This window comes from Mycolicibacterium sp. MU0053, from assembly GCF_963378095.1.
Lineage (GTDB): Bacteria > Actinomycetota > Actinomycetes > Mycobacteriales > Mycobacteriaceae > Mycobacterium > Mycobacterium burgundiense.
On sequence record NZ_OY726397.1, the window covers coordinates 4,027,223 to 4,047,951 of the forward strand.

The window sequence follows — 20,729 nt, forward strand, 5'->3', positions numbered from 1 at the left end:
GCAAACATGAATGCGAAAACCCCCGTCGCCCAACCGGCGTACGGGGGTTCTGCGCGTAGCGCCTTGCGGCGCTACGGGTTTGGCTACGTGGCCTCTACTTCGCCTTCTCGAGGATCTCGACCAGGCGCCAGCGCTTGGTCGCCGACAGCGGCCGGGTCTCCATCAACGACACCCGGTCGCCGATGCCGGCGTCGCCGTTCTCGTCGTGGGCCTTGACCTTGGTGGTGGTCCGGATGATCTTGCCGTAGAGCGGGTGGCTCTTGCGCGATTCCAACTCGACCACGATGGTCTTCTGCATCTTGTCGCTCACCACGTAGCCGATGGCCGTCTTGCGACGGTTGCGCGGCTTCTCGGTGCGCGGGGTGTACTTAGGACCCTTGTCCTTTGCTTGTGCATCTGCCATTAGGAATCCTCACCCTGGGGTCCGGCGGCCAGACCCAATTCACGTTCGCGCAGCACCGTGTAGACGCGCGCAATTTCCTGGCGCACCGTGCGCAGCCGACGATTGTTGTTCAGCTGGCCGGTCGCATTCTGGAACCGCAGGTTGAACAGCTCTTCCTTCGATTCGCGCAGGCGCTCGGTCAGCTCGTCGTCGGTGAGCTCGCGCAGTTCGCCAGCGGAAACTCCCACTGCCATCAGAACTGCTCCTCTCGGGTAACGATGCGTGCCTTGATCGGCAACTTGTGGATAGCACGGGTCAGTGCGTCCCGTGCGGTCTTCTCATCCGGGTAGCTGAGCTCGAAGAGCACGCGTCCCGGCTTGACGTTGGCCACCCACCATTCGGGCGAGCCCTTACCGGAACCCATGCGGGTCTCGGCCGGCTTCTTGGTCAGCGGGCGGTCCGGGAAGATGTTGATCCAGACCTTGCCGCCGCGCTTGATGTGGCGGTTGATGGCGATACGAGCGGCTTCGATCTGCCGGTTGGTGACATAGGCATGCTCGAGCGCCTGGATCCCGTACTCACCGAAGCTCACGGTGGTGCCGCCGCTGGCGATACCCCGCTGCCTCGGGTGGTGTTGCTTGCGGTGCTTGACCTTACGCGGAATCAGCATGACTCAGCTCTCCGTTGCTTCCGGGGTGGCCGCAGCCGAGGCCACGGGTGCCTCGGTCGCCACCGGTGCCTCTGAGGCGGCGCGCCCGGCGTCGGTGCTCGTCGCAGTGGTGCCCGAGGCGCCGCTGCGGCGCGGCCGGGTGCCCGACGGACGCTCACGACGCGGACGATCGGCGCCGGCAGGTGCGGAGACGGGCAGCTCACGCTTGCCGCCGACGACGTCACCCTTGTAAATCCAGACCTTCACGCCGATCCGGCCGAAGGTGGTCCTGGCCTCGTACAGGCCGTAGTCGATGTCGGCCCGCAGCGTGTGCAGCGGGACGCGGCCCTCGCGGTAGAACTCCGAGCGGCTCATCTCCGCGCCGCCGAGGCGACCCGAGCACTGCACCCGGATGCCCTTGACGTTGGGCTGACGCATCGCCGACTGGATCGCCTTGCGCATCGCGCGGCGGAACGCCACGCGGTTGCTCAGCTGCTCGGCGACACCCTGAGCCACCAGCTGCGCCACCGACTCGGGGTTCTTGACCTCGAGGATGTTCAGCTGGACCTGCTTCTTGGTGAGCTTCTCCAAGTCGCCACGGATGCGGTCGGCTTCGGTGCCGCGGCGACCGATGACGATGCCGGGGCGGGCGGTGTGGATGTCGACCCGAACCCGGTCCCGGGTCCGTTCGATCTCGACATCGGCGATGCCCGCGCGCTCCAGGCCGGTGGCCAGCAGCTTGCGGATCGCGACGTCTTCCTTGACGTAGTCGGCGTACTGCTTGTCGGCATACCACCGGGACTTCCAGTCGGTGGTGATGCCGAGACGGAAGCCGTGGGGGTTGATCTTCTGGCCCACTACTGCGAGCCTCCCTTCGCTTCCTCAGAAGCCTTGGTCTTCGAAGTGGTCTGGGCGGTCTTCGCGCCGGCAGCCTTGCTGCCCTGCGCCCGACGCGAACGCGCGGCGCTGGCCGAGGTCCCGCCGCTCTTCTTCTTGTCCGGGCGGCTTTCGACGATCACCGTGATGTGGCTGGTGCGCTTGCGGATCCGGAATGCCCGCCCCTGGGCGCGCGGCCGGATGCGCTTGGCGGTCGGGCCCTCGTCGGCGTGGATGGTCGCGACCACCAGCGTTGCCGGGTCCAGACCGTCGTTGTTCTGCGCGTTGGCGGCTGCACTGGCGATCACCTTGGCGACCGGCTCGCTGGCCGATTGCGGCGCCCACCGCAGGATGTCGAGGGCCTCGGTGACGGACTTGCCGCGCACCAGGTCGATCACCCGACGTGCCTTGGTCGGCGAGATCCGCACGAACCGAGCCTTGGCCGTCGCGGACGGGTATTCAGTAACAACAGTTGTGCTCATCGCCGCTTACTCTTCCGGTCGTCCTTGATGTGACCCTTGAAGGTCCGCGTCGGCGCAAACTCGCCGAGCTTGTGCCCGACCATCGACTCGGTGACGAACACCGGCACATGCTTGCGACCGTCGTGGACGGCGAAGGTGTGGCCGATGAAGTCGGGGATGATGGTCGACCGACGGGACCAGGTCTTGATGACCTGCTTGGTGTTCTTCTCGTTCTGCACGTCGACCTTCTTGAGCAGATGGTCGTCGACGAACGGGCCCTTCTTCAGGCTGCGTGGCATCTGTGCTTCCTTTCCGGGCTAGCGCTTCTTGCCGGTGCGCCGGCGTCGGACGATGAGCTTGTCGCTCGGCTTGTTGGGCTTGCGGGTACGGCCCTCGGGCTTACCCCACGGGCTGACCGGGTGGCGACCACCGGAGGTCTTACCCTCACCACCACCGTGCGGGTGGTCAACCGGGTTCATCACGACACCGCGGACGGATGGGCGCTTGCCCTTCCACCGCATCCGGCCGGCTTTACCCCAGTTGATGTTGGCCTGCTCGGCGTTGCCGACCTCGCCGACGGTGGCGCGGCAGCGCACGTCGACGCGGCGGATCTCACCGGAGGGCATCCGCAGCGACGCGTAGGCGCCTTCCTTACCCAGCAGCTGGATGCTGACACCGGCCGAGCGGGCCAGCTTCGCGCCGCCGCCGGGCCGCAGTTCCACCGCGTGGATGACGGTACCGGCGGGGATGTTGCGCAGCGGCAGGTTGTTGCCCGGCTTGATGTCCGCGTTGGCGCCCGACTCGATCACGTCGCCCTGCTTGAGGCCCTGCGGCGCGATGATGTAGCGCTTGTCGCCGTCCAGGAAATGCAGCAGCGCGATGTTGGCGGTCCGGTTCGGGTCGTACTCGATGTGTGCAACCTTGGCGTTGACGCCGTCCTTGTCGTGGCGACGGAAGTCGATCAGGCGGTAGGCACGCTTGTGGCCACCGCCCTTGTGCCGGGTGGTGATACGGCCGTGCGCGTTACGCCCGCCCTTGCCGTGCAGCGGACGAACCAGCGACTTCTCCGGATGGTCGCGAGTGATCTCGGCGAAATCGGAGACGCTGGCACCGCGGCGACCGGGGGTCGTCGGCTTGTACTTGCGAATTGCCATGTCTACTAAGTCTTTCTGGTCTCTGCGTCCTGGCCGGCGGTTAGGCCGGGGCTCCGAACAGGTCGATCGGCTTGCTGCCGGCGGCCAGGGTCACGATCGCGCGCTTGGTGCTCTTGCGCTGGCCATAGCCGGTGCGGGTGCGCTTGCGCTTGCCCTGCCGGTTGAGGGTGTTCACCGAGTCGACCTCGACCTTGAAGATCTTCTCGATCGCGATCTTGATCTGCGTCTTGTTCGAATCCGGATGCACCACGAACGTGTACACGTTGTCCTCGATCAACCCGTAGGACTTCTCGGAGATGACCGGGGCCAGGATGATGTCGCGGGGGTCAGTCACGTTTGCCATCAGGCCGACACCTCTTCTTTCTCAGTCCCTGCAGACCTCGAGTTGGACTCGATGTAGGCGTTGAGCGCCTCCACCGAGAACACCAGGTCGTCGGCGTTGAGCACGTCATACGTGTTCAGCTGATCCGGCGAGATCACGTGCACGCCAGGCAGATTGTTGACACTTTTGGCGCTGACCACGTCGGCGCGGCCGATCACGACGAGCACCTTCTTGTGACCGGTGAGCGACTCGAGGAACTCCCGCGCGCTCTTGGTCGAGGGGGTCTGGCCGCTCACGATTTCGGTGACCGCGTGGATGCGCTGGTTGCGCGCCCGGTCCGAGAGCGCCCCGCGCAGTGCGGCGGCGATCATCTTCTTCGGGGTGCGCTGGCTGTAGTCGCGCGGCTTGGGGCCGTGGACGACGCCACCACCGGTGTACTGCGGCGCGCGGATGGAACCCTGACGGGCCCGGCCGGTGCCCTTCTGCCGGTACGGCTTGCGACCGCCACCGCGAACCTCGCCGCGGCTCTTGGTCGAATGCGTGCCCTGCCGGGCGGCCGCACGCTGCGCGATGACCACCTGGTGCATCAGCGCGATGTTCGGCTCGACGTCAAACAGCTCGGCGGGCAACTCGACAGTGCCGTCCTGCTTGCCCCCGGGGGCGAGCACGGAGAGCTTCAGAAAGTCTTGGCTGGCCATCTCTACTTCTCACCTCGTTTGATCGCGGTGCGAACCATGACCAGTCCGCCGTTGCGTCCCGGGATGGCGCCCTTGATCAGCAGCACGCCGTTCTCGGCGTCGACCTTGTGCACCTTCAGGTTCTGCGTGGTGACTTTGTCACTGCCCATCCGGCCGGACATCCGGGTGCCCTTGAAGACGCGGCCCGGGGTGGCGCAGCCACCGATCGAACCGGGCCGGCGGTGCACGGCCTGGGTGCCGTGACTGGCGCCCTGTCCGTGGAAGCCGTGCCGCTTCATGGTGCCCGCGAAGCCCTTGCCCTTGCTGGTGCCGGTCACATCGACATAGCCACCATCGGCGAAGATCTCGGCGGTCAGTTCCTGACCGACCTCGTACTCCGCGATGGCGGCCTCGTCGTCGAGGCGGAACTCGGCCAGGTGGCGGCGCGGGTTGACCCCGGCGGCGCCGTACTGACCGGTGACGGGCTTGTTCACCTTGCGTGGGCTGATCTCGCCGTACGCCAACTGCACCGCGCTGTAACCGTCACGCTCCTGGGTGCGGATACGCGTCACGACGTTGGGCCCGGCCTTGACGACCGTCACCGGAACGACCTTGTTGTTCTCGTCGAACACCTGCGTCATACCCAGCTTGGTGCCCAGAATGCCTTTTCTAGCCATTTCTGTGATTCTCCTGGGGCTTCTACTGGATGTTCACGTCGACACTGGCCGGCAGATCGATGCGCATCAGAGCGTCAACGGTCTTCGGCGTCGGGTCGAGAATGTCGATCAACCGCTTGTGTGTGCGCATCTCGAAATGCTCCCGCGAGTCCTTGTACTTATGCGGAGACCGAATCACGCAGTACACATTCTTCTCGGTTGGCAGCGGCACGGGCCCGACCACGCTGGCGCCGGTACGGGTGACCGTTTCCACGATCTTGCGCGCCGAGGCGTCGATTGCCTCGTGGTCGTAGGCCTTGAGCCTGATGCGGATCTTCTGTCCCGCCACGCTTCTCCTACCTCACTGTCGTGACCAGGCCCCGATTGGGACCCGGTCGAGCTCAAACTGTGGTGCCCGAACGCTCACGCGCTCTTGTGCCGCCGCTGTTTACCTGTCTCTGGTTCACCGGCCCCCGCGGTCGGGTGTGTCACCCTACGCAGCCTCGTGTCGCGCTGAATTTCTCGCCGCGATCGTAGATTGGGACCGGACGCGCCCGTACGGGCGCCGGTCGTCTGCCCGGGGCCAGTACCTGGCTCAGGGCAACCCGAATAGTATGCCTGAAGATCGCACGTCGTCCAAATTGCCGGACGACCTGGATTCCCGGCCCGCCGCGACGGGGCCCGCCGACCGAATCCATGGCCGCCGCCACGCCATCTTACTCGCCGGTAGGGTGGCGCTGTGTTCCCGGCCCAGCACCAGCCCAGCGGCACCTACCGGATGTGGCAGCGCCTCGAACGACTGCCGGCCGGCACCCGGCTGTTCTCGGCCGCCGCGATGGCCCGCGTCCCCTATTTCGCCTCGGTGCTGCCGCACGTCGAGCGGATGGAACCGGGGTTGGCGCAGGTGTCGGTGCCGAACTGGTTCTTCGTCCGCAACCACCTGCGCACGGTGCACGCGATCGCGTCGTGCAATGCGGCCGAGGTCGCCATGGGCATGTTGATGGAGGCCACCGTGCCGCGCAGCCACCGCTGGATCCCCAAGTCGATGACGGTGACCTATCTGGCCAAGGCCACCACGTCGCTGCGGGCCACCGCGCGGCTGGAACCGCCGGATTTCACCGCGATCACCGCGGGCGCCGAACTCGTGGTCCCGGTCAGCGTCACCGACCGCGCCGGCACCGAGGTCGTGCACGCCGACATCACCACCTGGGTGACGCCGGCCTAGGTGCGAGGTCCCGGCAGGGTTGTTCGCCGGCGGCGCTAATGCGCCAAGTCGGCCCAGAAGTCGCACTGGTGGTCCCGGTCGAACGTGGTGCTCACCCGGCTGCCGTCGGGCTGCAGCGACATCCGCGGGTCCGAGGCCTCGCTGAGCACGGCCGGCCATGCCGGCGCCCCGGCCGCCGCGGGGACCCCGGTGCTGACGAATTCGCTCCAAAATTCGACCATTTCGTCGGACAGTTCGCGCTGGGCGGGGCTGAGCGGGGCAGCACCGCCGACGTCGAACAGGTAACGCAGTTCCAGGGAATGGCTCGCGCCCACCGGAAAGGGCACGGTGCGCAACGGTTCCGGCGCCACCGCGGTGCGGTCGTTGAATTCGTAGGCGTACACCGCCGCGGGCGGCAACCCGCGCGCCAACCCGACGGCCATCCGGTCCGCCACGCAGGCGAACATCCCGTCGGTCACCGCCGCCGAATACGCCAGCGCCGCGCTGCCGTCGTACCGGTCGAGTGGATAACGCGCGGCGACGGCCCGGGCGTCGGCCCCAAACACCTCGGCCAGCTCGGCCGGATACTCCGCGGCGCTCGGTAGGCGTCTCTCGCGCAGATATTCCAGGGCGGTGAACAACGTGAACTCATCGCGCGTCGTCCCGATCAGCACCGGTACCCGCGCGATCTGCCCGCTGCCCAGCGCGGCGACGGGGTCCACCGGCAGGTCCGCGGTGCCGAGTACCGGGCCGCTGAGGCCGGCGTCGCCGATCCAGGCGTAGCGCGGGGAACCCGCCAGTTCGGCGGCCGGCAGGGCGCGCAGGCAGCGGGCCGCGGTCGCCGGTTCGGGACAACCCACCGAGCGCGCGTAGTCGAGGCTGGCGGCGCGGGCCGCGGGCAACCACGGCTGGCGCTGACACGGGCCGCTCTGGATGATCGCCGCCCGAAACAGACCCGCCGATCCGGGCGCGACCAGGTGGTCGCAGACCGACACCGCCCCGGCGGACTCCCCCGCGATGGTCACCTGCCCGGGATCCCCGCCGAAGCGCGCGATGTTGTCCCGCACCCACCGCAGCGCGGCCTGCTGATCGGCCAGCCCGTAATTGCCGTCACCGACGGCCGGGTGTGCCAGAAAGCCGAGCGCACCCAGGCGGTAGTTCAGCGTGACCACCACGATGTCGCCCTCGGTGACCAGCCACTTCGCGTCGTACTGATCGCCGCTGCCGTTCGCGAATCCGCCACCGTGTATCCACACCATGACCGGCCGGCCCGACGCCCCCTCGGGACTCCAGACGTTGAGCGAGAGGCAGTCCTCGGAATAGTCCTGATTGGAGCCGGGATCCAGCGCGACGTCCTGCACGCAGCGCGGTCCGGGGCTGCTGGCATCGCGCATCTGTTCCCACCGCGCCGGGGGCTGCGGCGGAGCCCATCGCAGTGCGCCGACCGGGGCCGCGGCGTACGGAATGCCCTCGAAAACCTGATACCCCGGCGCCACCTGACCCCGCACCGTGCCGGCGGTGGTGTCCACCACGCCGGCACCCAGACCGGGGGCCGCCGCGGGTTCGACATGCTGGGCGCCCGCGCTGCAACCGAGCAGCAGCAGCAGCAGCGAAGTCAACGCCAGCGCGCGGATCGATCGGCGTGGCACAACAAATCAGCCTACGGCAGCCGCGGACGGACGCCGCCGGACCGAAGTTGCTTTCGTGGGCCGAGTCGCGAAGTTTCCGAAACCGCTTCCGCTAAACGGATTTATCGACGAGACTGGTACCTGACACCTGTCAAATCTGCACTGTCGCAGACGTGAGGAGCTTGAATGACCACGCCGATGACCGACCGCCGGGCCAGCGAGCAGGCCCGGGTGCTCGCGGACCCGTCCGCCTACGCCGACGACGATCGGCTGCACACCGCGTTGACCTGGTTGCGGGCCAATGAACCGGTCGCCTGGGTCGACTTCGAGCCCTATCGCCCGTTCTGGGCGATCACCAAGCACGAAGACATCATGGACATCGAACGCGACAACGAACTGTTCATCAGTAACCCCCGGCCGCTGCTGATGCCGGCCGAGGGCGAGGACGTCATCAAGGCACAACAAGATGCCGGCATCGGGCTGCGCACCCTGATCCACATGGATGACCCGCTGCATCGCGATGTGCGCAAGATCGGGGCGGACTGGTTCCGTCCGAAGGCCATGCGTGCGCTGCAGGAGCGCGTCTCCGAGCTGGCGAAGCGTTACGTCGACCGGATGCGCGACATCGGTCCCGAATGCGACTTCGTCACCGAGATCGCGGTCAACTATCCGCTGTACGTGATCCTCTCGCTGCTCGGCCTGCCCGAAGAGGACTTCCCGCGAATGCTCAAGCTCACCCAGGAGTTGTTCGGCGGCGACGACGTCGAGCATCAGCGCGGCGACACCACCGAAGACCTCCTCGCGGTGCTGGCTGACTTCTTCGCCTACTTCAACAAGCTGACGACGTCGCGCCGCGAGACCCCGACCGAGGACCTGGCCTCGGCGATCGCGAACGGCACCATCGACGGCGAGCTGATGACGGACATGGACACGCTGTCCTATTACGTCATCGTCGCCACCGCCGGGCACGACACCACCAAGGACGCGATCTCCGGCGGCCTGCACGCGCTGATCGAGAACCCGGATCAACTGGCCCGGCTGCAGAACGACATGAGCCTGATGCCGCTGGCGGTCGAGGAGATGATCCGCTGGAGCACCCCGGTCAAGGAGTTCATGCGCACCGCGACCGCCGACACGGAGGTGCGCGGCGTGCCGATCGCCAAGGGCGAATCGGTGTATCTGGCCTACGTTTCGGCCAACCGGGACGAGGATGTGTTCGAAGACCCGTTCAAGTTCGACGTCGGTCGCGACCCGAACAAGCACCTGGCATTCGGGTACGGCGTGCACTTCTGCCTCGGCGCCGCGCTGGCGCGGATGGAGATCAACAGCCTGTTCACCGAGCTGTTGCCGCGGCTGGAGTCCATCGAACTGGCCGGCGAGCCGGAGCTTTCGGCCACCACCTTCGTCGGCGGCCTCAAGCACCTGCCGATTCGGTATTCGTTGCGCTGATCGGCCGGCCGTAGACGTGCAGGAAGCCGTCGACTGCCGCGCGGACACACTCGCGGTAGTCGACGTCGGCCAGCGTCGAAAGCTTGGCGGTCACCAGCGGACCCAGTAGCAACGTCATGGCCGTGGCCCGGTCGAACTCGACGAGTTCGACCGTGGCCTGCGGGCTGTCGAAGATCGCGTCGAACGGCGCGGCGTACTGCTGTGCGATCCGTTCCCGCAGGGTGCGCACCTCCACGCTGTCGGCGTCGCTGACCGAGCCGTCCTGCTGAGCATCCGGCAGGTGCTCGAGGTCGCGGCCCAGCGCCAACCAGTTCATCGCGGTCAGCAGCGCCGGCGCTTCGGCGATGTGTTCGGCCCAGGCCTCCATGAGCGCCATCAGCCGGTCCCGCAGCGATCCGTCCTCGGGCGGCATCGGGGCCGGCGGGATCAGGCTCTGGAACGCCGCTGCCAACAGATCGTTCCCGCTGGGAAAGTGGCGGTACAGGGTGGCCCGCGCGACGTTGGCCCCGCGCAGTACCGCATCCACGGTCACCGCACTGGGCCCGCCGGTGCGCAACAGCGTGGTCGCCGCATCCAGCAGGCGCGCGCGGGAGCGCGCCGGTCGCGGATCGGTCCGCCCCCTGGCTTTCGTGCGTTCGTCCTTGTCCAGCAACTGTTCACCGCTCTACAAGACTGTTAGTCTCGAAAGTTCATCCGCCACTGAAGGAGGTTTCCGAGGTGGTCGAGACTTCCGTTCAGCTTGATCAGCCTACCGAGCCCGCGACGACGGGGCTCTCGACTCGCGCAAGGCTGTGGACGCTGACCCTGGCCTGCCTCGGCGTGGCGCTCGTGATGTCGTCGATGGTCGCGCTCAACACCGCCCTGGGCGACATCGCCGTCGAAACCTCGGCCACCCAAACCCAGCTCACCTGGATCGTCGACAGTTACACCCTGGTGTTGGCGTGCCTGCTGCTCCCGGCCGGTGCGATCGGCGACCGGTACGGCCGCCGCGGCGCCCTGATCGCGGGCCTGGTGGTGTTCGCGCTGGCTTCGGCGGTGCCGCTGATCTGGTCCGGCGCCGATCTGCTGATCCTGGCCCGCGCGGCCGCCGGGGCCGGATCGGCGTTGGTGATGCCGGCCACGCTGTCGTTGATCACCACCGCGTTCCCCGCGCAGGAGCGCACCAAGGCCGTCGGCATCTGGGCCGGCGTCTCCGGCATCGGTGGCCTCGTCGGCATGCTCGGGTCCGGAATCCTGTTGCACTTCTGGACCTGGCCCTCGATCTTCTGGGCCTTCGCGATCTCGGCGACCGTGCTGATCCCGCTGACCATGACCATGCCGACCTCCCGCGACGACGACCCAAAACCGCTGGACTGGCTCGGCGCCGTCGTGATCGGCGCCGCGGTCGCGTCCTTCGTCTTCGGCATCCTCGAGGCACCCCGGCACGGGTGGGAACATCCCGCGGTCTACGGCTGCCTGGCGGCGGGCGTGCTGCTTGCGGTCGCGTTCTGCATCATCGAACTGCGTCGCACCCACCCACTGCTCGACGTCCGGTTGTTCGGCGACGTCAACTTCGCGACCGGGGCCGCCACCGTCACGGTGCTGTTCCTGGCGCTGTTCGGCTTCTTCTTCGTGATCATGCAGCACATCCAGCTGGTGATGGGCTACAGCGCACTCGAGACCGCGCTGGCCATCTCCCCGTTGGGCGGGCCCATGCTGCTGCTGTCGGCGACGTCGTTCTGGTATGTGCCGCGGTTGGGTCTGCGCACCGTGGTGTTCGTCGGCCTGATCCTGACCGCGGCGGGCTACCTCGGGCTACGGATGCTCGAAATCGACTCACCCTATTGGGATCTGGCGTGGCCCCTGGTAGTGCTCAGCTGCGGCATCGGGATGTCGGTCGCGCCCACCACGGCGGCGATCATGAACTCGGTTCCCGACGACAAACAAGGTGTCGCATCGGCGGTCAACGACACCACCCGCGAGGTCGGTGCCGCGCTCGGCATTGCGCTGGCCGGCTCACTGTTGGCCTCGCAATACACCAATGCCATTGCGCCACACCTGGCTTCGCTGCCCGAGCCGGTTCGGGGCGTGGCCGCGCGGTCGCTCGGCGAGTCGATCGCGGTTGCCGAACAACTCGGCGAGCAGGGCGCGCGCCTGATCGAGCTGAGCCGCGCGGCCTTCGTCGAGGGTCTGCACGCCTCGCTGCTGACGCTGGCCGCGGTGATCATCGTCGCCGCGGTGCTGATCGGCCTCTGGGCGCCGGGCCGCGACGGCCGCCAGTTCGCGCCCATTCGTCGACTCACTGCAGGACGAATTGCGCAGCCCGGTGCGCCAGCATCACCGTCGTCGCATGCGGACCGCGACTCGGAACCGACGGCATGATCGAACCGTCGATCACCCACAGCCCCTCGACGCCCCGGACCCGGCACCGCTCGTCGAGCACCGCGGCCGGATCGTCGTCGCGGCCCATCGGGACACTGCCGCACAGATGTTGCGATGTGGACCACGCCGGCTCACCGACACCGGTTGCAGCACCGGTGATCTCGCGGGCCAGCTCGGAACCCTCGCGCAGCCGCTGCACGTCGGCGGGTTCCGAATCGTAGCGGTGCTCGATGCGCGGCGGAACCGCGGGATCCGACGACGACAACGTCACCCTGCCCCGCGAACGCGGTTTCATCAGGGCGACACCGAGATGCGGCCAGTCGGGTGCTCCGCTGGTCCCGTCGCCGACCATGCTCACGAAACCACCGGTATAGGGCCGGATCTCCAGATCGTCGGCCAGGCTGAGCACCACTTCCAGCACCGGGCGGCGCGGTTCGACGGTCCAGGTGGTCGGCAACACCCACTCCGGATGGTCCGAACAGTGCGTGCCCACCGAATGCGATTGCACCACCGGTATTCCCAGCCGCCGCAGCGCCGGTGCGTCACCGATGCCGGACAGCATCAGCAGCTGCGCAGACCCGATGGCGCCGGCACACAACACGATCCGATCCGCGGTGAGCACCGCCGGCCCGCCCGGCCCGGTGACGTCCACGCCCACGGCGCGCCCGCCGGCGAACCGCAACCGCCACGCCCGTCGGCCCACCGACACCGCGAGGTTCGGCCGCGTCAGCGCAGGCGTCAAGAAGGCCGCGCCGGGTCCGACCCGCACCCCGTCGACGATGTTCAGCGGCACCGGTCCGATCCCCGTCGGCAGGTTCGGCACCGCGCCGTCGTTGAGGTCGGGCAGCCAGGGAAACCCGTAATCGGCCGTCGCCTGCAGGAAAAGCGCTGTGCTACCGACGATCTCGCTGGTCCGCCGGACCCGGATCGGCCCGCGCTCGCCGTGCCGCGGTCCCGCGAAGTCCAGATCGGTCTCGATCGCCAGGTAGTGCGGAAGGACGTCGTCCCAGCGCCACCCCGGCAGATCCCACGCGGCGAAGTCGCCCGGCAGCGCCCGGCAGAAGTAGCCCCCGTTGACGGCCCCGGACCCGCCCACCGTGGCGCCGCGGACCAGGTGCGCGGTCCGGGCCGGGGCATCGGTCAGCGTCGAGCGGAACCGCGCGACCAGCGGACTGCCCGCACCGACCGGGAGCACCGCGCCGTTGCCGGTCAGCGCCGCAACCCCGGGATCCGACGGGCCGGGACCGACCTCGAGTACCGTCACCGAGCACGAGGGATCTGCCGAAAGACGTTCGGCCACCACGGATCCAGCGCTGCCCGCACCTACCACCAGCACATCGCTGTGCGTCGGGGTCGCAGCGGATTCCAGTCCGGGGTTCACGCCCTGATCTGCGGCTTGAGCGGGCGCGGATTGCGCTCGCGCAGCGCCCCGTGCCACAGGCCCACCCCGTAGGCCAGGTCGTCGAGCCGTTTCATCACGACATAGGCGAACAGCCCGATCGGCTTGGTGTCGTCCCGGATGGCGCTGCGCCGCCGCGCCCACCAGTCGACGACGCCGTCGACGATGGCCGCGATCACGACCACCCGTCGCCAGCGCTGCGAGAACGTGGCCAACACCAGCGCCACCGGCCAGTAGTGCCGGCACAGCGCGGCGGCCAACTGCACGGCCGCCATCCCCAGTCCGCGCGCGGCCACGAACGCCACATCACCGGCCTGGGCCTCCGGGGCCCGCATCGACCGGGAGATTCGCCCACCGCTGGCCAGCGCGGCCAGCAGCGACCCGACGTAACCCAGCCGGGAGCCCACGGCCAGCATCACCCACGCCACCAGGGTCCACCCCGAGATCACCAGCGGTGCGGTCTTGTCCGGGTGCCTGCTCGACAACGGCGCCGCCGAACTTCCGTAGAACGCCTTGCGGCCCAACCAATCCCGAACACGGGTGCGATGTTCGTGGGCCACCAGCGCAATCGGTTCGTAGCGCAGCCTGGCCCCGGATTCCACCAGCCGCCAGCACAGGTCCACGTCTTCACCCGAGTGCATGGCCTCGTCGAAGCCGCCGAGTTCGGTCAGTGCCGAGCGGCGGCAGATGATGGCGGCGCTCGGGACATAGGACACCGTGCCGTAGGGCACCACGGGGGCCTCCCGCTGTCCCAGATCCAGCGACGAGCGCACCGCCTCGTAGCGGCCCACCAAGGTGTCCTCGGAGTTGAGGCCGATGATCCGCGGCGCGACCAGCGCCACCGTCGGGTCGCAGAAGTGTCCGAGCAGCGCTTCCAGCCAGCCCCGGCGCGGCACGACGTCGGAATCCAGGAACGCCACGAAGTCGGTCGTGGCCACCCGCAGACCGGTGTTGCGGGCCGCGGCAGGCCCCCGGCTCTGCTGGTGGTGCAGCACCTCGACGTCGCAGTGGGCACCGAGGAAGTCGGCGGGCTGCAGCGGTGTCACCGAGCCGTCGTCGACGAGCACGACCCGCAGCCCACGCAGCGTCCCGACCAGGCGCCGAACCCCAGACAGGTTGTCTCGCACCGGGATAACAACGGTTACATCGCGATGCGACGGGCCGCCGGCCGGCCTCGGGTGCGCCACCGTGGCATCCAGCAGGGCGCGGGCCAACTGCGCGCTGACGGCATCGCGGACCTCGAGGCGGCCGCCGGCGAGCAGGGTCTGGGCCGCCGGCGCCAGCCGTAGCAGCCGGGTCGGCGAACCGCCGAGCAGCGCCGAGCCGGAACCGAGCACCCGGACCCGGCGGTCGACCTGCACAGCAAAGCCGTCGGGCAGCCGGGTCTGAGTCATGTCAGCATCCCGTCGGCGCGTGGCGCCCACCGGAGGATGCGCTCGCGGCAGCCGACGACCATCTCGTCGAGCAGGCGTTTGCCCGCCGCTGCCGTTGCTGTGGTCGGGTCCCCCAACACTCCCACCTCACTCACTGCCGCCACTCCCCCGCGACGCATGCTCGGCATCAGGTCTACCAGCGGCGCGCAGTTTCCGGGGCGCGATTGGTCAAACCTGACCTCGGACGGCGAAATATGTAGCAATACAGACGTTTCAGTGTGCCCGGCGTGCGCGTCCCCGCCCTTGACGGTGCAACCGCACCACCCCGCGTCACGGCCCTCGGACCTCAGTAAACGCACGGCCTCGACCAAAGCGGCGACGTTGCCGCCGTGTCCGTTGATGAATACCAGCCGTTGCGCCCACCGGCTCGCGGACCGGCCGTACTCGACCAGCAGGTGCCGCAGCGCCTCGGTGCCGATCGAGACGGTGCCGGCAAAACCCTCGTGCTCGCCGCTGGCGCCGTAGGCGATGGGCGGCGCCACCAGGTACCGGGGACCGGATTCGATCGCGCTCTGGGCCTGCTGGACCACGGTCCGCGCGACCGCCTCGGCGATGCGGGTGTCGGTGTCCAGGGGCAAATGGGGTCCGTGCTGCTCGGTGGAGCCCACCGGCACCACCAGGACGGCGGATACGCCGAGCAGGTCGCTCGTTGCCGAGCTGCCCAACTCGCTACCCAAGTCCACCCGCCGATGGTAGGCCCAATTCACCTGGCGTGCCCCGATTGTTCAACAGGACGACCAACTTCTTTTCTTACAGTTCGGTAATGGTGCCCGCGGCGACCACGTCAGCCACGCCCGCCACGTCCGTACCAACGGTCAGGCTTCGGGGACCCCGAGCGCTCGGGTGAACCCCGCCGGAATCAGGATGTCCTCGGGGGTCAGGTCATGGATCGAGGACCGGCCGAGGCCCATCAACGCCGAGTCGATGCCCCCGCGCAGGATGTCCAGGACGTTCTCGACACCGGCCTGACCGTTTGCGGCCAGCCCCCACAGGTAGGCCCGCCCGATCATCACCGCGCGGGCGCCCAGCGCGACGGCCTTGACCACGTCACTGCCGCGCCGGATGCCGCCGTCCAGCAAAACCTCGACCTGATCGCCGACGGCGTCGGCAATCGCCGGCAGGCAGCGGATCGCCGCCGGGGTGCCGTCCAGGTTGTTGCCGCCGTGATTGGAGACCGAGATCGCCGAAACACCGGCATCCACAGCGCGTTTGGCGTCGTCGACCCGAACGATGCCCTTGAGCATGAACTGGCCGCCCCACTCCTCGCGCAGCCAGGCGATGTCCTCCCAGGTCGGCGGCGGGGTGCCCATCCATTCCCCGTAGGCCTGGAAGAACGGCGGGCCGGGCTCGCCACGGCCCGCCTGATTCGGTACGCGCAGGTTCGGCGGGCGCAGATGCTTGCCGAACCGCCACAGCCAGCCGGGCTTGGTGAACACCTCCGGCGACATCTTGAGCATGGTGGCCAGGTTCATCTGCTCCGGGATCTTCGGGCTGCCCCAGTCCCGGCCGTGCGAGAAGCTCCAGTCGGTGGTCGCGATCATCCCGACCGCGCCGGCCTCCTTGGCGCGGTGCACGCGCTCCGCGATCGCATCGCGGCCGCCGAGCCAGTAGATCTGGAAGAAGATCTTGTCGTTGACCGCGACGACCTCTTCGACCGGCTTGCTGGCGAACGACGACAGGCCCATGGCGGTCCCGCGGGCGGCGGCGGCGCGCGCCACCGCCACCTCGCCGTCCGGGTCGACGGCCTGAACCCCGGTGGGCGAGATCAGCACCGGCATCGAAATGTCTTGGCCCATCACGGTTGTGGCCATGTCCCGCGTCGCCGGGGCGCCCACCACATGGGGGGCGAATCCGAGTTCGCTGAACGATTCGACGTTGTCGCTGACCGTCAGGCCCTTCTCGCTGGCCGAAATCAGCGACGAGTAGACAGACTTCGGGAGCCGCTTTTTCGCCCGTTGTTGGGCGATGGCGACGGTTTCGAACCAGGTATCACGGGCCATGAACTCAGACAGGACTTTCGTTGCAGTACGCCTTGGGCGGCGCGGGCGGGGTGGTCAACAGCGTGAGCGGAATGGGGCCCGCCGGTGTCTTGCGCGCTCCGGTGCGGGAATGGTCGACGCTGGACTTCGGCACTTCGCGGTCCAGCGCCAGCGCGGACTCGCCATAGCCCTGCACGCACTCCGGGTCCGGCCCGTCCATCGGCAGTCCGGTGAAGAACTTCGCGGCCATGCAACCGCCGCGGCAGGCGTCGAAGTGGTTGCAGCTGGCGCAGGCGCCCGCCGACTGCGGCTCGCGCAACTCGCGGAACAGCGGCGCGTTCTGCCAAACATTCTGGAAGCCGCTGTCTTGCAGCACATTCCCCGCGAGGAACCGGTCATGGATGGCGAACGGGCAGGCGTAGACATCGCCCACCGGGTCGATCAGGCACACCACCCGGCCGGCGCCACACAGGTTGAGTCCGGCCAGGGCACCGGGCTCGCCGAGTCCGGACAGGTGGAAGAACGAGTCGCCGGTGAGCACCCGCTCACCGCGCGCCACCAGCCAGTCATAGAGCTGCACCTGCTGGGCCGCGGTCGGATGCAGTTCGTCCCAGACGTCGGCGCCGCGTCCCGACGGACGCAGCCGGGTGATGCGCAGGGTGGCACCGTAGCGGTCGGCCAATGCCTTGAAGTCGTCGAGCTGATCGACGTTGTGGCGGGTGACCACCACCGAGATCTTGGCGTCGGAAAAGCCCGCGGCAGCAAGGTTTTCCAACGCGCGGATGGCCATCGCGAACGAGCCGGGGCCGCGCACCGCGTCGTTGACCTCGGCGGTGGCGCCGTCGAGGGAGATCTGCACGTCGACGTAGTCGCTGGCGGCGAGCTTGGCGGCCACCTCCGGGGTGATCCGCACGCCGTTGGTGGAGAACTTCACCCCGACGTGGTGCTCGGTGGCATAGTCGACGAGTTCCCAGAAGTCCGAACGAACGGTCGGCTCACCGCCGCCGATGTTCACGTAGAACACCTGCATTCGTTCGAGTTCGTCGATGATGTCCTTGCATTGCTGCGTGGACAGTTCGCGCGGATCGCGTTTCCCCGATGACGACAGGCAGTGCACACAGGACAGGTTGCACGCATAGGTCAGTTCCCAGGTGAGGCAGATCGGCGCGTCCAATCCGCGTTCGAACTGATCCACCAGGCGCGGCACGGGCGCAACGGACGTCATGTGTTCTTCCTCGGATCGTCTTGGGGCACCAGCATGTTGGATGAGACCAGCACGGTGAGTGCGTGCAGATAGGGCTGCGCGCTCGATTCGTCGATCCCGGCGGCGCGGCACGCGGCGTGCACGTTGTCGTGCTCGTCGAGCGATTGCACCAGCGCCAGGACCGTGCGGTTCTTCAGGAACGACAGCTTGCGGGTGCCGAAGTGGTAGAGCAGGGCCCCGAAGGGCTCCGGGCGCACCGCCACTTGGGGGTGCAAACGCCAGCCGCGATCCGGATCGAACCGGTCGGGCCGGTCGATGTCATCCGCAGTCGCGGCCGGCGAGGTCGTCATCGTCAGTAGACGCCGCACATGCCGTCGATGGAGACCTCTTCGACGAGGCTCTCCGAGACGAGCTCGGTGTCGGTGCTGACCTGCTGATCGTTGTCCATGTGATTACCTTTCGTCGTGTGAGACTCGACACGTCGGGTCTGTGCGGGACAGAATATGGCATCGGGTGCCGGAACGGAAGTCCAGAACGAAAGTGGGTGGTGAACCGGTGGATCAGCACCTCGATCGCGCCTCCGCGACCCGGGTGGGCCGGCGCCGCTCGACCACGCGCGACCACATCGCCGACGTCGCGATCGATCTGTTCAGCGCGCACGGTTTCGACGCCGTCAGCGTCGACGACGTCGCACAGGCCGCCGGCATCGCCCGTCGTACCGTGTTTCGCTACTACGCGTCCAAGAACGCGATCCTGTGGGGCGACTTCGACACCCACCTCAACCGGCTCACCGAGTTGCTGGACGGGGTCGGCGGCGAGGTGCCGCTCGACGAGGCGCTGCGGACCGCGCTGCTGGAGTTCAACACCTTCGGTTCCACCGAGACCGCTCGGCACCGGGAGCGAATGCGGGTGATCCTGGAAACCGCGGAACTACAGGCGTATTCCATGACGATGTATGCCGGCTGGCGCGCCGTGATCGCCCGCTTCGTGGCGGCACGCACCGACACCAAGCCCACGGACCTGCGGCCGCAGACGCTGTCGTGGACGCTGCTGGGGGTGGCGCTGTCGGCCTACGAGTACTGGCTGGCCGACGAGTCCGTCACGCTCACTGGCGCCCTGGGCGCGGCCTTCGACGTGGCCTTCTCCCCCGTCTCCCCCGCCTCCCCGTCTCCCCCGCCTAGCGCCCCCTCCCCCGCCTAGCGCCCCCCTCCCCCGCGAGCGGGCGTGTCCCCGGCCGACACGCCGCCGGATTCTCGTAGTCTGCGCACCCTCGTGGCGGCCCGCGGAGTTATCCACAGCCATGAATACCGCGATCGCGCGGGACTCAGCACCATCCGAGCATGTCGGCAGAACTCGAAGCCCTCCTCGTCGCGCAGGGTGGTGTCGCCACCACCGGCCAACTCCTGGACATCCTCGGACGCGCCGCGTTCGAAGCCGGTGTCGGCACCGGCGCGCTGGCACCGGTGTGGACCGGCGTCTACAGCCGCGCCGAGCCCGATAACCTCATCCGGTTGCGCGGCCTTGATCTTCGCGCGGGCGAGCCGGTTCCGATCTGTCTCGGAACCGCCGCTGCCGCTTACGGTTTCGATACCGAGAACATCATCGACCTGCATGTCCTGACGCCCGACGGCCATCAGTTGCGCGCGAGCGACGGCCTGGTGATCCACCGCCGCGAGGGGGCGCCGCTGACCATGGTCGACGGCAGGCTCGCCACCGAACCGGCCTGGACCGCGGTCGAGGTGGCCCGAAGCCTGCGCCGGCCCCGGGCCCTGGCCACCCTCGACGCCGCGCTACGCACCGGCACGTGTGACATGCGTGGGTTGCAGCGTGCCGTGGCCCGCCAGGCCGGTCGCCGGGGCATAGTCCACGTGCGCGATCTGCTGCCCCTCGCGTCTGCCCTGGCCGAGTCGCCGATGGAGAGCGAGGCGCGCCTGGTCATGCACGACGGCGGGCTGCCGGCACCGGTCCTGCAGTTCGAGATCGTCGATCGCAACTGGCGCACCTGGCGCGTCGATTTCGCCTGGCCGCAGTTTCGAGTCGCCGTCGAGTTCGACGGATTCGACTGGCACAGCGACCCCGAAGCGTTTCGGCGGGACCGGCAGAAGCGAGCGGCGCTGCACGAGGTCGGATGGACAATGCTGTCGATCGTGGCCGACGACGTGCGTCGGTGGCCCATCGACACGGTGCGGCGGATCGGCACTGAACTGACCGCTCGGGCGGCGTGAAGGTGCGCAAACTACGAGGATCGCGCGGCGTGTCGGCCGGGGACCCGCCCGCTCGCGGGGGAGGTGGCACGGCGCCCGCCTGCGCGGAAGAAAAAAGTTTCTGCACAAGGCGTCGGAGTTCGGGCCGCTACGGCGACGATAGGGATGTGAGCCCCGAATCGGATCCACTGGGCGCTCCGCGGACACTGCTGGCGCTCTACGACGAGGCGCTGCCCGCGGTGTACGGCTACGTCGTGCGCCGTTGCCCCGACCGCGGAACAGCCGAAGACCTGACGTCGGAGGTCTTCTTGGCGGCCATGGACGCCGCCAGGAAGCCCGAACCGCCGTCGATCACCCTGCCCTGGCTGATGGGTGTGGCGCGGCACAAGCTGGCCGACCACTACCGCCGTCGCAGCGACAGGTTCACCGTCCCGGTGGCCGACGTACCCGAGTCGGATCCCGAATCCGACGACTGGGACGCCGAATTGGACCGCATAGTGGCCGAAAGCGTCCTGGCCCGGTTGTCCGAACCGCACCGCGTCGTGCTGGCGCTGCGCTACATGGACGACCGCTCGGTGCCCGAATGCGCCGAGGTGCTCGGGCGCACGGTCCATGCCACCGAGGCGTTGCTGGTGCGGGCGCGACGGGCTTTCAGAAGGCAATATCCGGAAGGGGGTGCATCGTGAGTTCT

At 68.3% G+C, this 20,729-nt stretch carries 26 protein-coding genes; 6 read left to right on the forward strand and 20 right to left on the reverse strand.

Features of this window, described 5'->3' with window-relative positions:
• Positions 1-94: 94 nt before the first annotated feature.
• From rpsQ to rpsJ, 11 genes are read right to left on the reverse strand one after another with little or no spacing between them, the layout of a single operon-like run.
• Positions 95-403 (reverse strand): 30S ribosomal protein S17, encoded by a 309-nt coding sequence (rpsQ, locus tag RCP80_RS19065; protein WP_308479162.1) that lies wholly within the window; start codon positions 401-403, stop codon positions 95-97.
• Entirely contained in the window at positions 403-636 is a 234-nt protein-coding gene (gene rpmC / locus RCP80_RS19070) for a 50S ribosomal protein L29 (protein WP_308479163.1), read from the reverse strand. The genes rpsQ and rpmC overlap by 1 nt, the downstream gene beginning before the upstream one ends.
• Positions 636-1,052, reverse strand: coding sequence for a 50S ribosomal protein L16 (gene rplP / locus RCP80_RS19075; protein WP_308479164.1), 417 nt, complete (start codon positions 1,050-1,052; stop codon positions 636-638). The genes rpmC and rplP overlap by 1 nt, the downstream gene beginning before the upstream one ends.
• A 3-nt stretch (positions 1,053-1,055) precedes the next feature.
• Complete coding sequence (rpsC, locus tag RCP80_RS19080; protein WP_308479165.1) at positions 1,056-1,889, reverse strand: 30S ribosomal protein S3; 834 nt, start codon at positions 1,887-1,889, stop codon at positions 1,056-1,058.
• Positions 1,889-2,389 (reverse strand): 50S ribosomal protein L22, encoded by a 501-nt coding sequence (gene rplV / locus RCP80_RS19085; protein ID WP_308479166.1) that lies wholly within the window; start codon positions 2,387-2,389, stop codon positions 1,889-1,891. The genes rpsC and rplV overlap by 1 nt, the downstream gene beginning before the upstream one ends.
• Positions 2,386-2,667: a 30S ribosomal protein S19 gene (rpsS, locus tag RCP80_RS19090; protein ID WP_011739061.1), complete on the reverse strand. Its 282-nt coding sequence runs from the start codon at positions 2,665-2,667 to the stop codon at positions 2,386-2,388. The genes rplV and rpsS overlap by 4 nt, the downstream gene beginning before the upstream one ends.
• Positions 2,668-2,685: 18 nt before the next feature.
• Positions 2,686-3,522, reverse strand: coding sequence for a 50S ribosomal protein L2 (rplB, locus tag RCP80_RS19095; protein WP_308479167.1), 837 nt, complete (start codon positions 3,520-3,522; stop codon positions 2,686-2,688).
• Between the two features lie 40 nt (positions 3,523-3,562).
• A complete protein-coding gene (rplW, locus tag RCP80_RS19100; RefSeq protein ID WP_308479168.1) occupies positions 3,563-3,865 on the reverse strand; it encodes a 50S ribosomal protein L23 in 303 nt (100 codons plus the stop codon).
• On the reverse strand, positions 3,865-4,542 hold the full coding sequence (gene rplD / locus RCP80_RS19105; protein ID WP_308479169.1) for a 50S ribosomal protein L4: 678 nt from the start codon (positions 4,540-4,542) through the stop codon (positions 3,865-3,867). The genes rplW and rplD overlap by 1 nt, the downstream gene beginning before the upstream one ends.
• A gap of 2 nt (positions 4,543-4,544) precedes the next feature.
• Complete coding sequence (rplC, locus tag RCP80_RS19110) at positions 4,545-5,198, reverse strand: 50S ribosomal protein L3 (protein ID WP_308479170.1); 654 nt, start codon at positions 5,196-5,198, stop codon at positions 4,545-4,547.
• Positions 5,199-5,220: 22 nt separating this feature from the next.
• The gene (gene rpsJ / locus RCP80_RS19115) at positions 5,221-5,526 is read right to left on the reverse strand and encodes a 30S ribosomal protein S10 (protein WP_003883485.1); all 306 of its coding nucleotides are present in this window, start codon (positions 5,524-5,526) and stop codon (positions 5,221-5,223) included.
• A 429-nt stretch (positions 5,527-5,955) separates the two neighbouring features.
• Between rpsJ and RCP80_RS19120 the strand changes: the two genes are divergently transcribed.
• Complete coding sequence (locus RCP80_RS19120; protein ID WP_308482927.1) at positions 5,956-6,402, forward strand: hotdog fold domain-containing protein; 447 nt, start codon at positions 5,956-5,958, stop codon at positions 6,400-6,402.
• A gap of 35 nt (positions 6,403-6,437) precedes the next feature.
• Here the strand turns inward: RCP80_RS19120 and RCP80_RS19125 are convergent, their stop codons facing one another.
• On the reverse strand, positions 6,438-8,030 hold the full coding sequence (locus RCP80_RS19125) for a carboxylesterase/lipase family protein (protein ID WP_308479172.1): 1,593 nt from the start codon (positions 8,028-8,030) through the stop codon (positions 6,438-6,440).
• Positions 8,031-8,195: 165 nt separating this feature from the next.
• Between RCP80_RS19125 and RCP80_RS19130 the strand changes: the two genes are divergently transcribed.
• A complete protein-coding gene (locus RCP80_RS19130; RefSeq protein WP_308479173.1) occupies positions 8,196-9,458 on the forward strand; it encodes a cytochrome P450 in 1,263 nt (420 codons plus the stop codon).
• Here RCP80_RS19130 and RCP80_RS19135 read toward each other — a convergent pair.
• A complete protein-coding gene (locus tag RCP80_RS19135) occupies positions 9,424-10,110 on the reverse strand; it encodes a TetR/AcrR family transcriptional regulator (RefSeq protein WP_308479174.1) in 687 nt (228 codons plus the stop codon). The genes RCP80_RS19130 and RCP80_RS19135 overlap by 35 nt on opposite strands.
• Before the next feature lie 65 nt (positions 10,111-10,175).
• On the opposite strand from RCP80_RS19135, the gene RCP80_RS19140 reads away from it, so the two are divergent.
• The gene (locus RCP80_RS19140; RefSeq protein WP_308479175.1) at positions 10,176-11,819 is read left to right on the forward strand and encodes an MFS transporter; all 1,644 of its coding nucleotides are present in this window, start codon (positions 10,176-10,178) and stop codon (positions 11,817-11,819) included.
• Here RCP80_RS19140 and mftG read toward each other — a convergent pair.
• The 7 genes from mftG to mftA all read right to left on the reverse strand — a co-directional run bounded on the left by mftG (position 11,737) and on the right by mftA (position 18,282).
• Positions 11,737-13,200, reverse strand: coding sequence for a mycofactocin dehydrogenase MftG (gene mftG / locus RCP80_RS19145; protein WP_373693378.1), 1,464 nt, complete (start codon positions 13,198-13,200; stop codon positions 11,737-11,739). The two genes, RCP80_RS19140 and mftG, sit on opposite strands and share 83 nt — an antisense overlap.
• Positions 13,197-14,612 carry a mycofactocin biosynthesis glycosyltransferase MftF gene (mftF, locus tag RCP80_RS19150; RefSeq protein WP_308479177.1) on the reverse strand — a complete coding sequence of 472 codons (1,416 nt, stop codon included), beginning with the start codon at positions 14,610-14,612 and terminating at the stop codon, positions 13,197-13,199. Before mftF ends, mftG begins: the two co-directional genes overlap by 4 nt.
• Positions 14,609-15,358 (reverse strand): mycofactocin biosynthesis peptidyl-dipeptidase MftE, encoded by a 750-nt coding sequence (gene mftE / locus RCP80_RS19155; RefSeq protein WP_308479178.1) that lies wholly within the window; start codon positions 15,356-15,358, stop codon positions 14,609-14,611. Before mftE ends, mftF begins: the two co-directional genes overlap by 4 nt.
• A 108-nt stretch (positions 15,359-15,466) precedes the next feature.
• The gene (gene mftD, locus RCP80_RS19160) at positions 15,467-16,651 is read right to left on the reverse strand and encodes a pre-mycofactocin synthase MftD (RefSeq protein WP_308479179.1); all 1,185 of its coding nucleotides are present in this window, start codon (positions 16,649-16,651) and stop codon (positions 15,467-15,469) included.
• 4 nt (positions 16,652-16,655) lie between these two features.
• Entirely contained in the window at positions 16,656-17,855 is a 1,200-nt protein-coding gene (gene mftC / locus RCP80_RS19165) for a mycofactocin radical SAM maturase (RefSeq protein WP_308479180.1), read from the reverse strand.
• Positions 17,852-18,184, reverse strand: a complete 333-nt coding sequence (gene mftB, locus RCP80_RS19170) for a mycofactocin biosynthesis chaperone MftB (RefSeq protein ID WP_308479181.1) — start codon at positions 18,182-18,184, stop codon at positions 17,852-17,854. Before mftB ends, mftC begins: the two co-directional genes overlap by 4 nt.
• A 2-nt stretch (positions 18,185-18,186) precedes the next feature.
• Positions 18,187-18,282, reverse strand: a complete 96-nt coding sequence (gene mftA, locus RCP80_RS19175; protein WP_308479182.1) for a mycofactocin precursor MftA — start codon at positions 18,280-18,282, stop codon at positions 18,187-18,189.
• A gap of 107 nt (positions 18,283-18,389) precedes the next feature.
• Between mftA and mftR the strand changes: the two genes are divergently transcribed.
• The 3 genes from mftR (at position 18,390) to RCP80_RS19190 (ending at position 20,724) form a co-directional block, all read left to right on the forward strand.
• Positions 18,390-19,034, forward strand: coding sequence for a mycofactocin system transcriptional regulator MftR (gene mftR / locus RCP80_RS19180; RefSeq protein WP_308479184.1), 645 nt, complete (start codon positions 18,390-18,392; stop codon positions 19,032-19,034).
• A gap of 140 nt (positions 19,035-19,174) precedes the next feature.
• The gene (locus RCP80_RS19185; protein ID WP_308479185.1) at positions 19,175-20,059 is read left to right on the forward strand and encodes a type IV toxin-antitoxin system AbiEi family antitoxin; all 885 of its coding nucleotides are present in this window, start codon (positions 19,175-19,177) and stop codon (positions 20,057-20,059) included.
• A 146-nt stretch (positions 20,060-20,205) separates the two neighbouring features.
• Complete coding sequence (locus RCP80_RS19190) at positions 20,206-20,724, forward strand: RNA polymerase sigma factor (RefSeq protein ID WP_308479186.1); 519 nt, start codon at positions 20,206-20,208, stop codon at positions 20,722-20,724.
• Positions 20,725-20,729 lie beyond the last annotated feature (5 nt).

What these genes read in the sequence shown, in the direction of transcription:
- rpsQ (WP_308479162.1), bottom strand. Translation starts at nt 403, where the DNA reads ATGGCAGATGCACAAGCAAAGGACAAGGGTCCTAAGTACACCCCGCGC.
- rpmC (WP_308479163.1), bottom strand. Translation starts at nt 636, where the DNA reads ATGGCAGTGGGAGTTTCCGCTGGCGAACTGCGCGAGCTCACCGACGAC.
- rplP (WP_308479164.1), bottom strand. Translation starts at nt 1,052, where the DNA reads ATGCTGATTCCGCGTAAGGTCAAGCACCGCAAGCAACACCACCCGAGG.
- rplV (WP_308479166.1), bottom strand. Translation starts at nt 2,389, where the DNA reads ATGAGCACAACTGTTGTTACTGAATACCCGTCCGCGACGGCCAAGGCT.
- rpsS (WP_011739061.1), bottom strand. Translation starts at nt 2,667, where the DNA reads ATGCCACGCAGCCTGAAGAAGGGCCCGTTCGTCGACGACCATCTGCTC.
- rplB (WP_308479167.1), bottom strand. Translation starts at nt 3,522, where the DNA reads ATGGCAATTCGCAAGTACAAGCCGACGACCCCCGGTCGCCGCGGTGCC.
- rplW (WP_308479168.1), bottom strand. Translation starts at nt 3,865, where the DNA reads ATGGCAAACGTGACTGACCCCCGCGACATCATCCTGGCCCCGGTCATC.
- rplD (WP_308479169.1), bottom strand. Translation starts at nt 4,542, where the DNA reads ATGGCCAGCCAAGACTTTCTGAAGCTCTCCGTGCTCGCCCCCGGGGGC.
- rplC (WP_308479170.1), bottom strand. Translation starts at nt 5,198, where the DNA reads ATGGCTAGAAAAGGCATTCTGGGCACCAAGCTGGGTATGACGCAGGTG.
- RCP80_RS19120 (WP_308482927.1), top strand. Translation starts at nt 5,956, where the DNA reads ATGTGGCAGCGCCTCGAACGACTGCCGGCCGGCACCCGGCTGTTCTCG.
- RCP80_RS19130 (WP_308479173.1), top strand. Translation starts at nt 8,196, where the DNA reads ATGACCACGCCGATGACCGACCGCCGGGCCAGCGAGCAGGCCCGGGTG.
- mftF (WP_308479177.1), bottom strand. Translation starts at nt 14,612, where the DNA reads ATGACTCAGACCCGGCTGCCCGACGGCTTTGCTGTGCAGGTCGACCGC.
- mftD (WP_308479179.1), bottom strand. Translation starts at nt 16,651, where the DNA reads ATGGCCCGTGATACCTGGTTCGAAACCGTCGCCATCGCCCAACAACGG.
- mftC (WP_308479180.1), bottom strand. Translation starts at nt 17,855, where the DNA reads ATGACGTCCGTTGCGCCCGTGCCGCGCCTGGTGGATCAGTTCGAACGC.
- mftB (WP_308479181.1), bottom strand. Translation starts at nt 18,184, where the DNA reads ATGACGACCTCGCCGGCCGCGACTGCGGATGACATCGACCGGCCCGAC.
- mftA (WP_308479182.1), bottom strand. Translation starts at nt 18,282, where the DNA reads ATGGACAACGATCAGCAGGTCAGCACCGACACCGAGCTCGTCTCGGAG.
- RCP80_RS19185 (WP_308479185.1), top strand. Translation starts at nt 19,175, where the DNA reads ATGTCGGCAGAACTCGAAGCCCTCCTCGTCGCGCAGGGTGGTGTCGCC.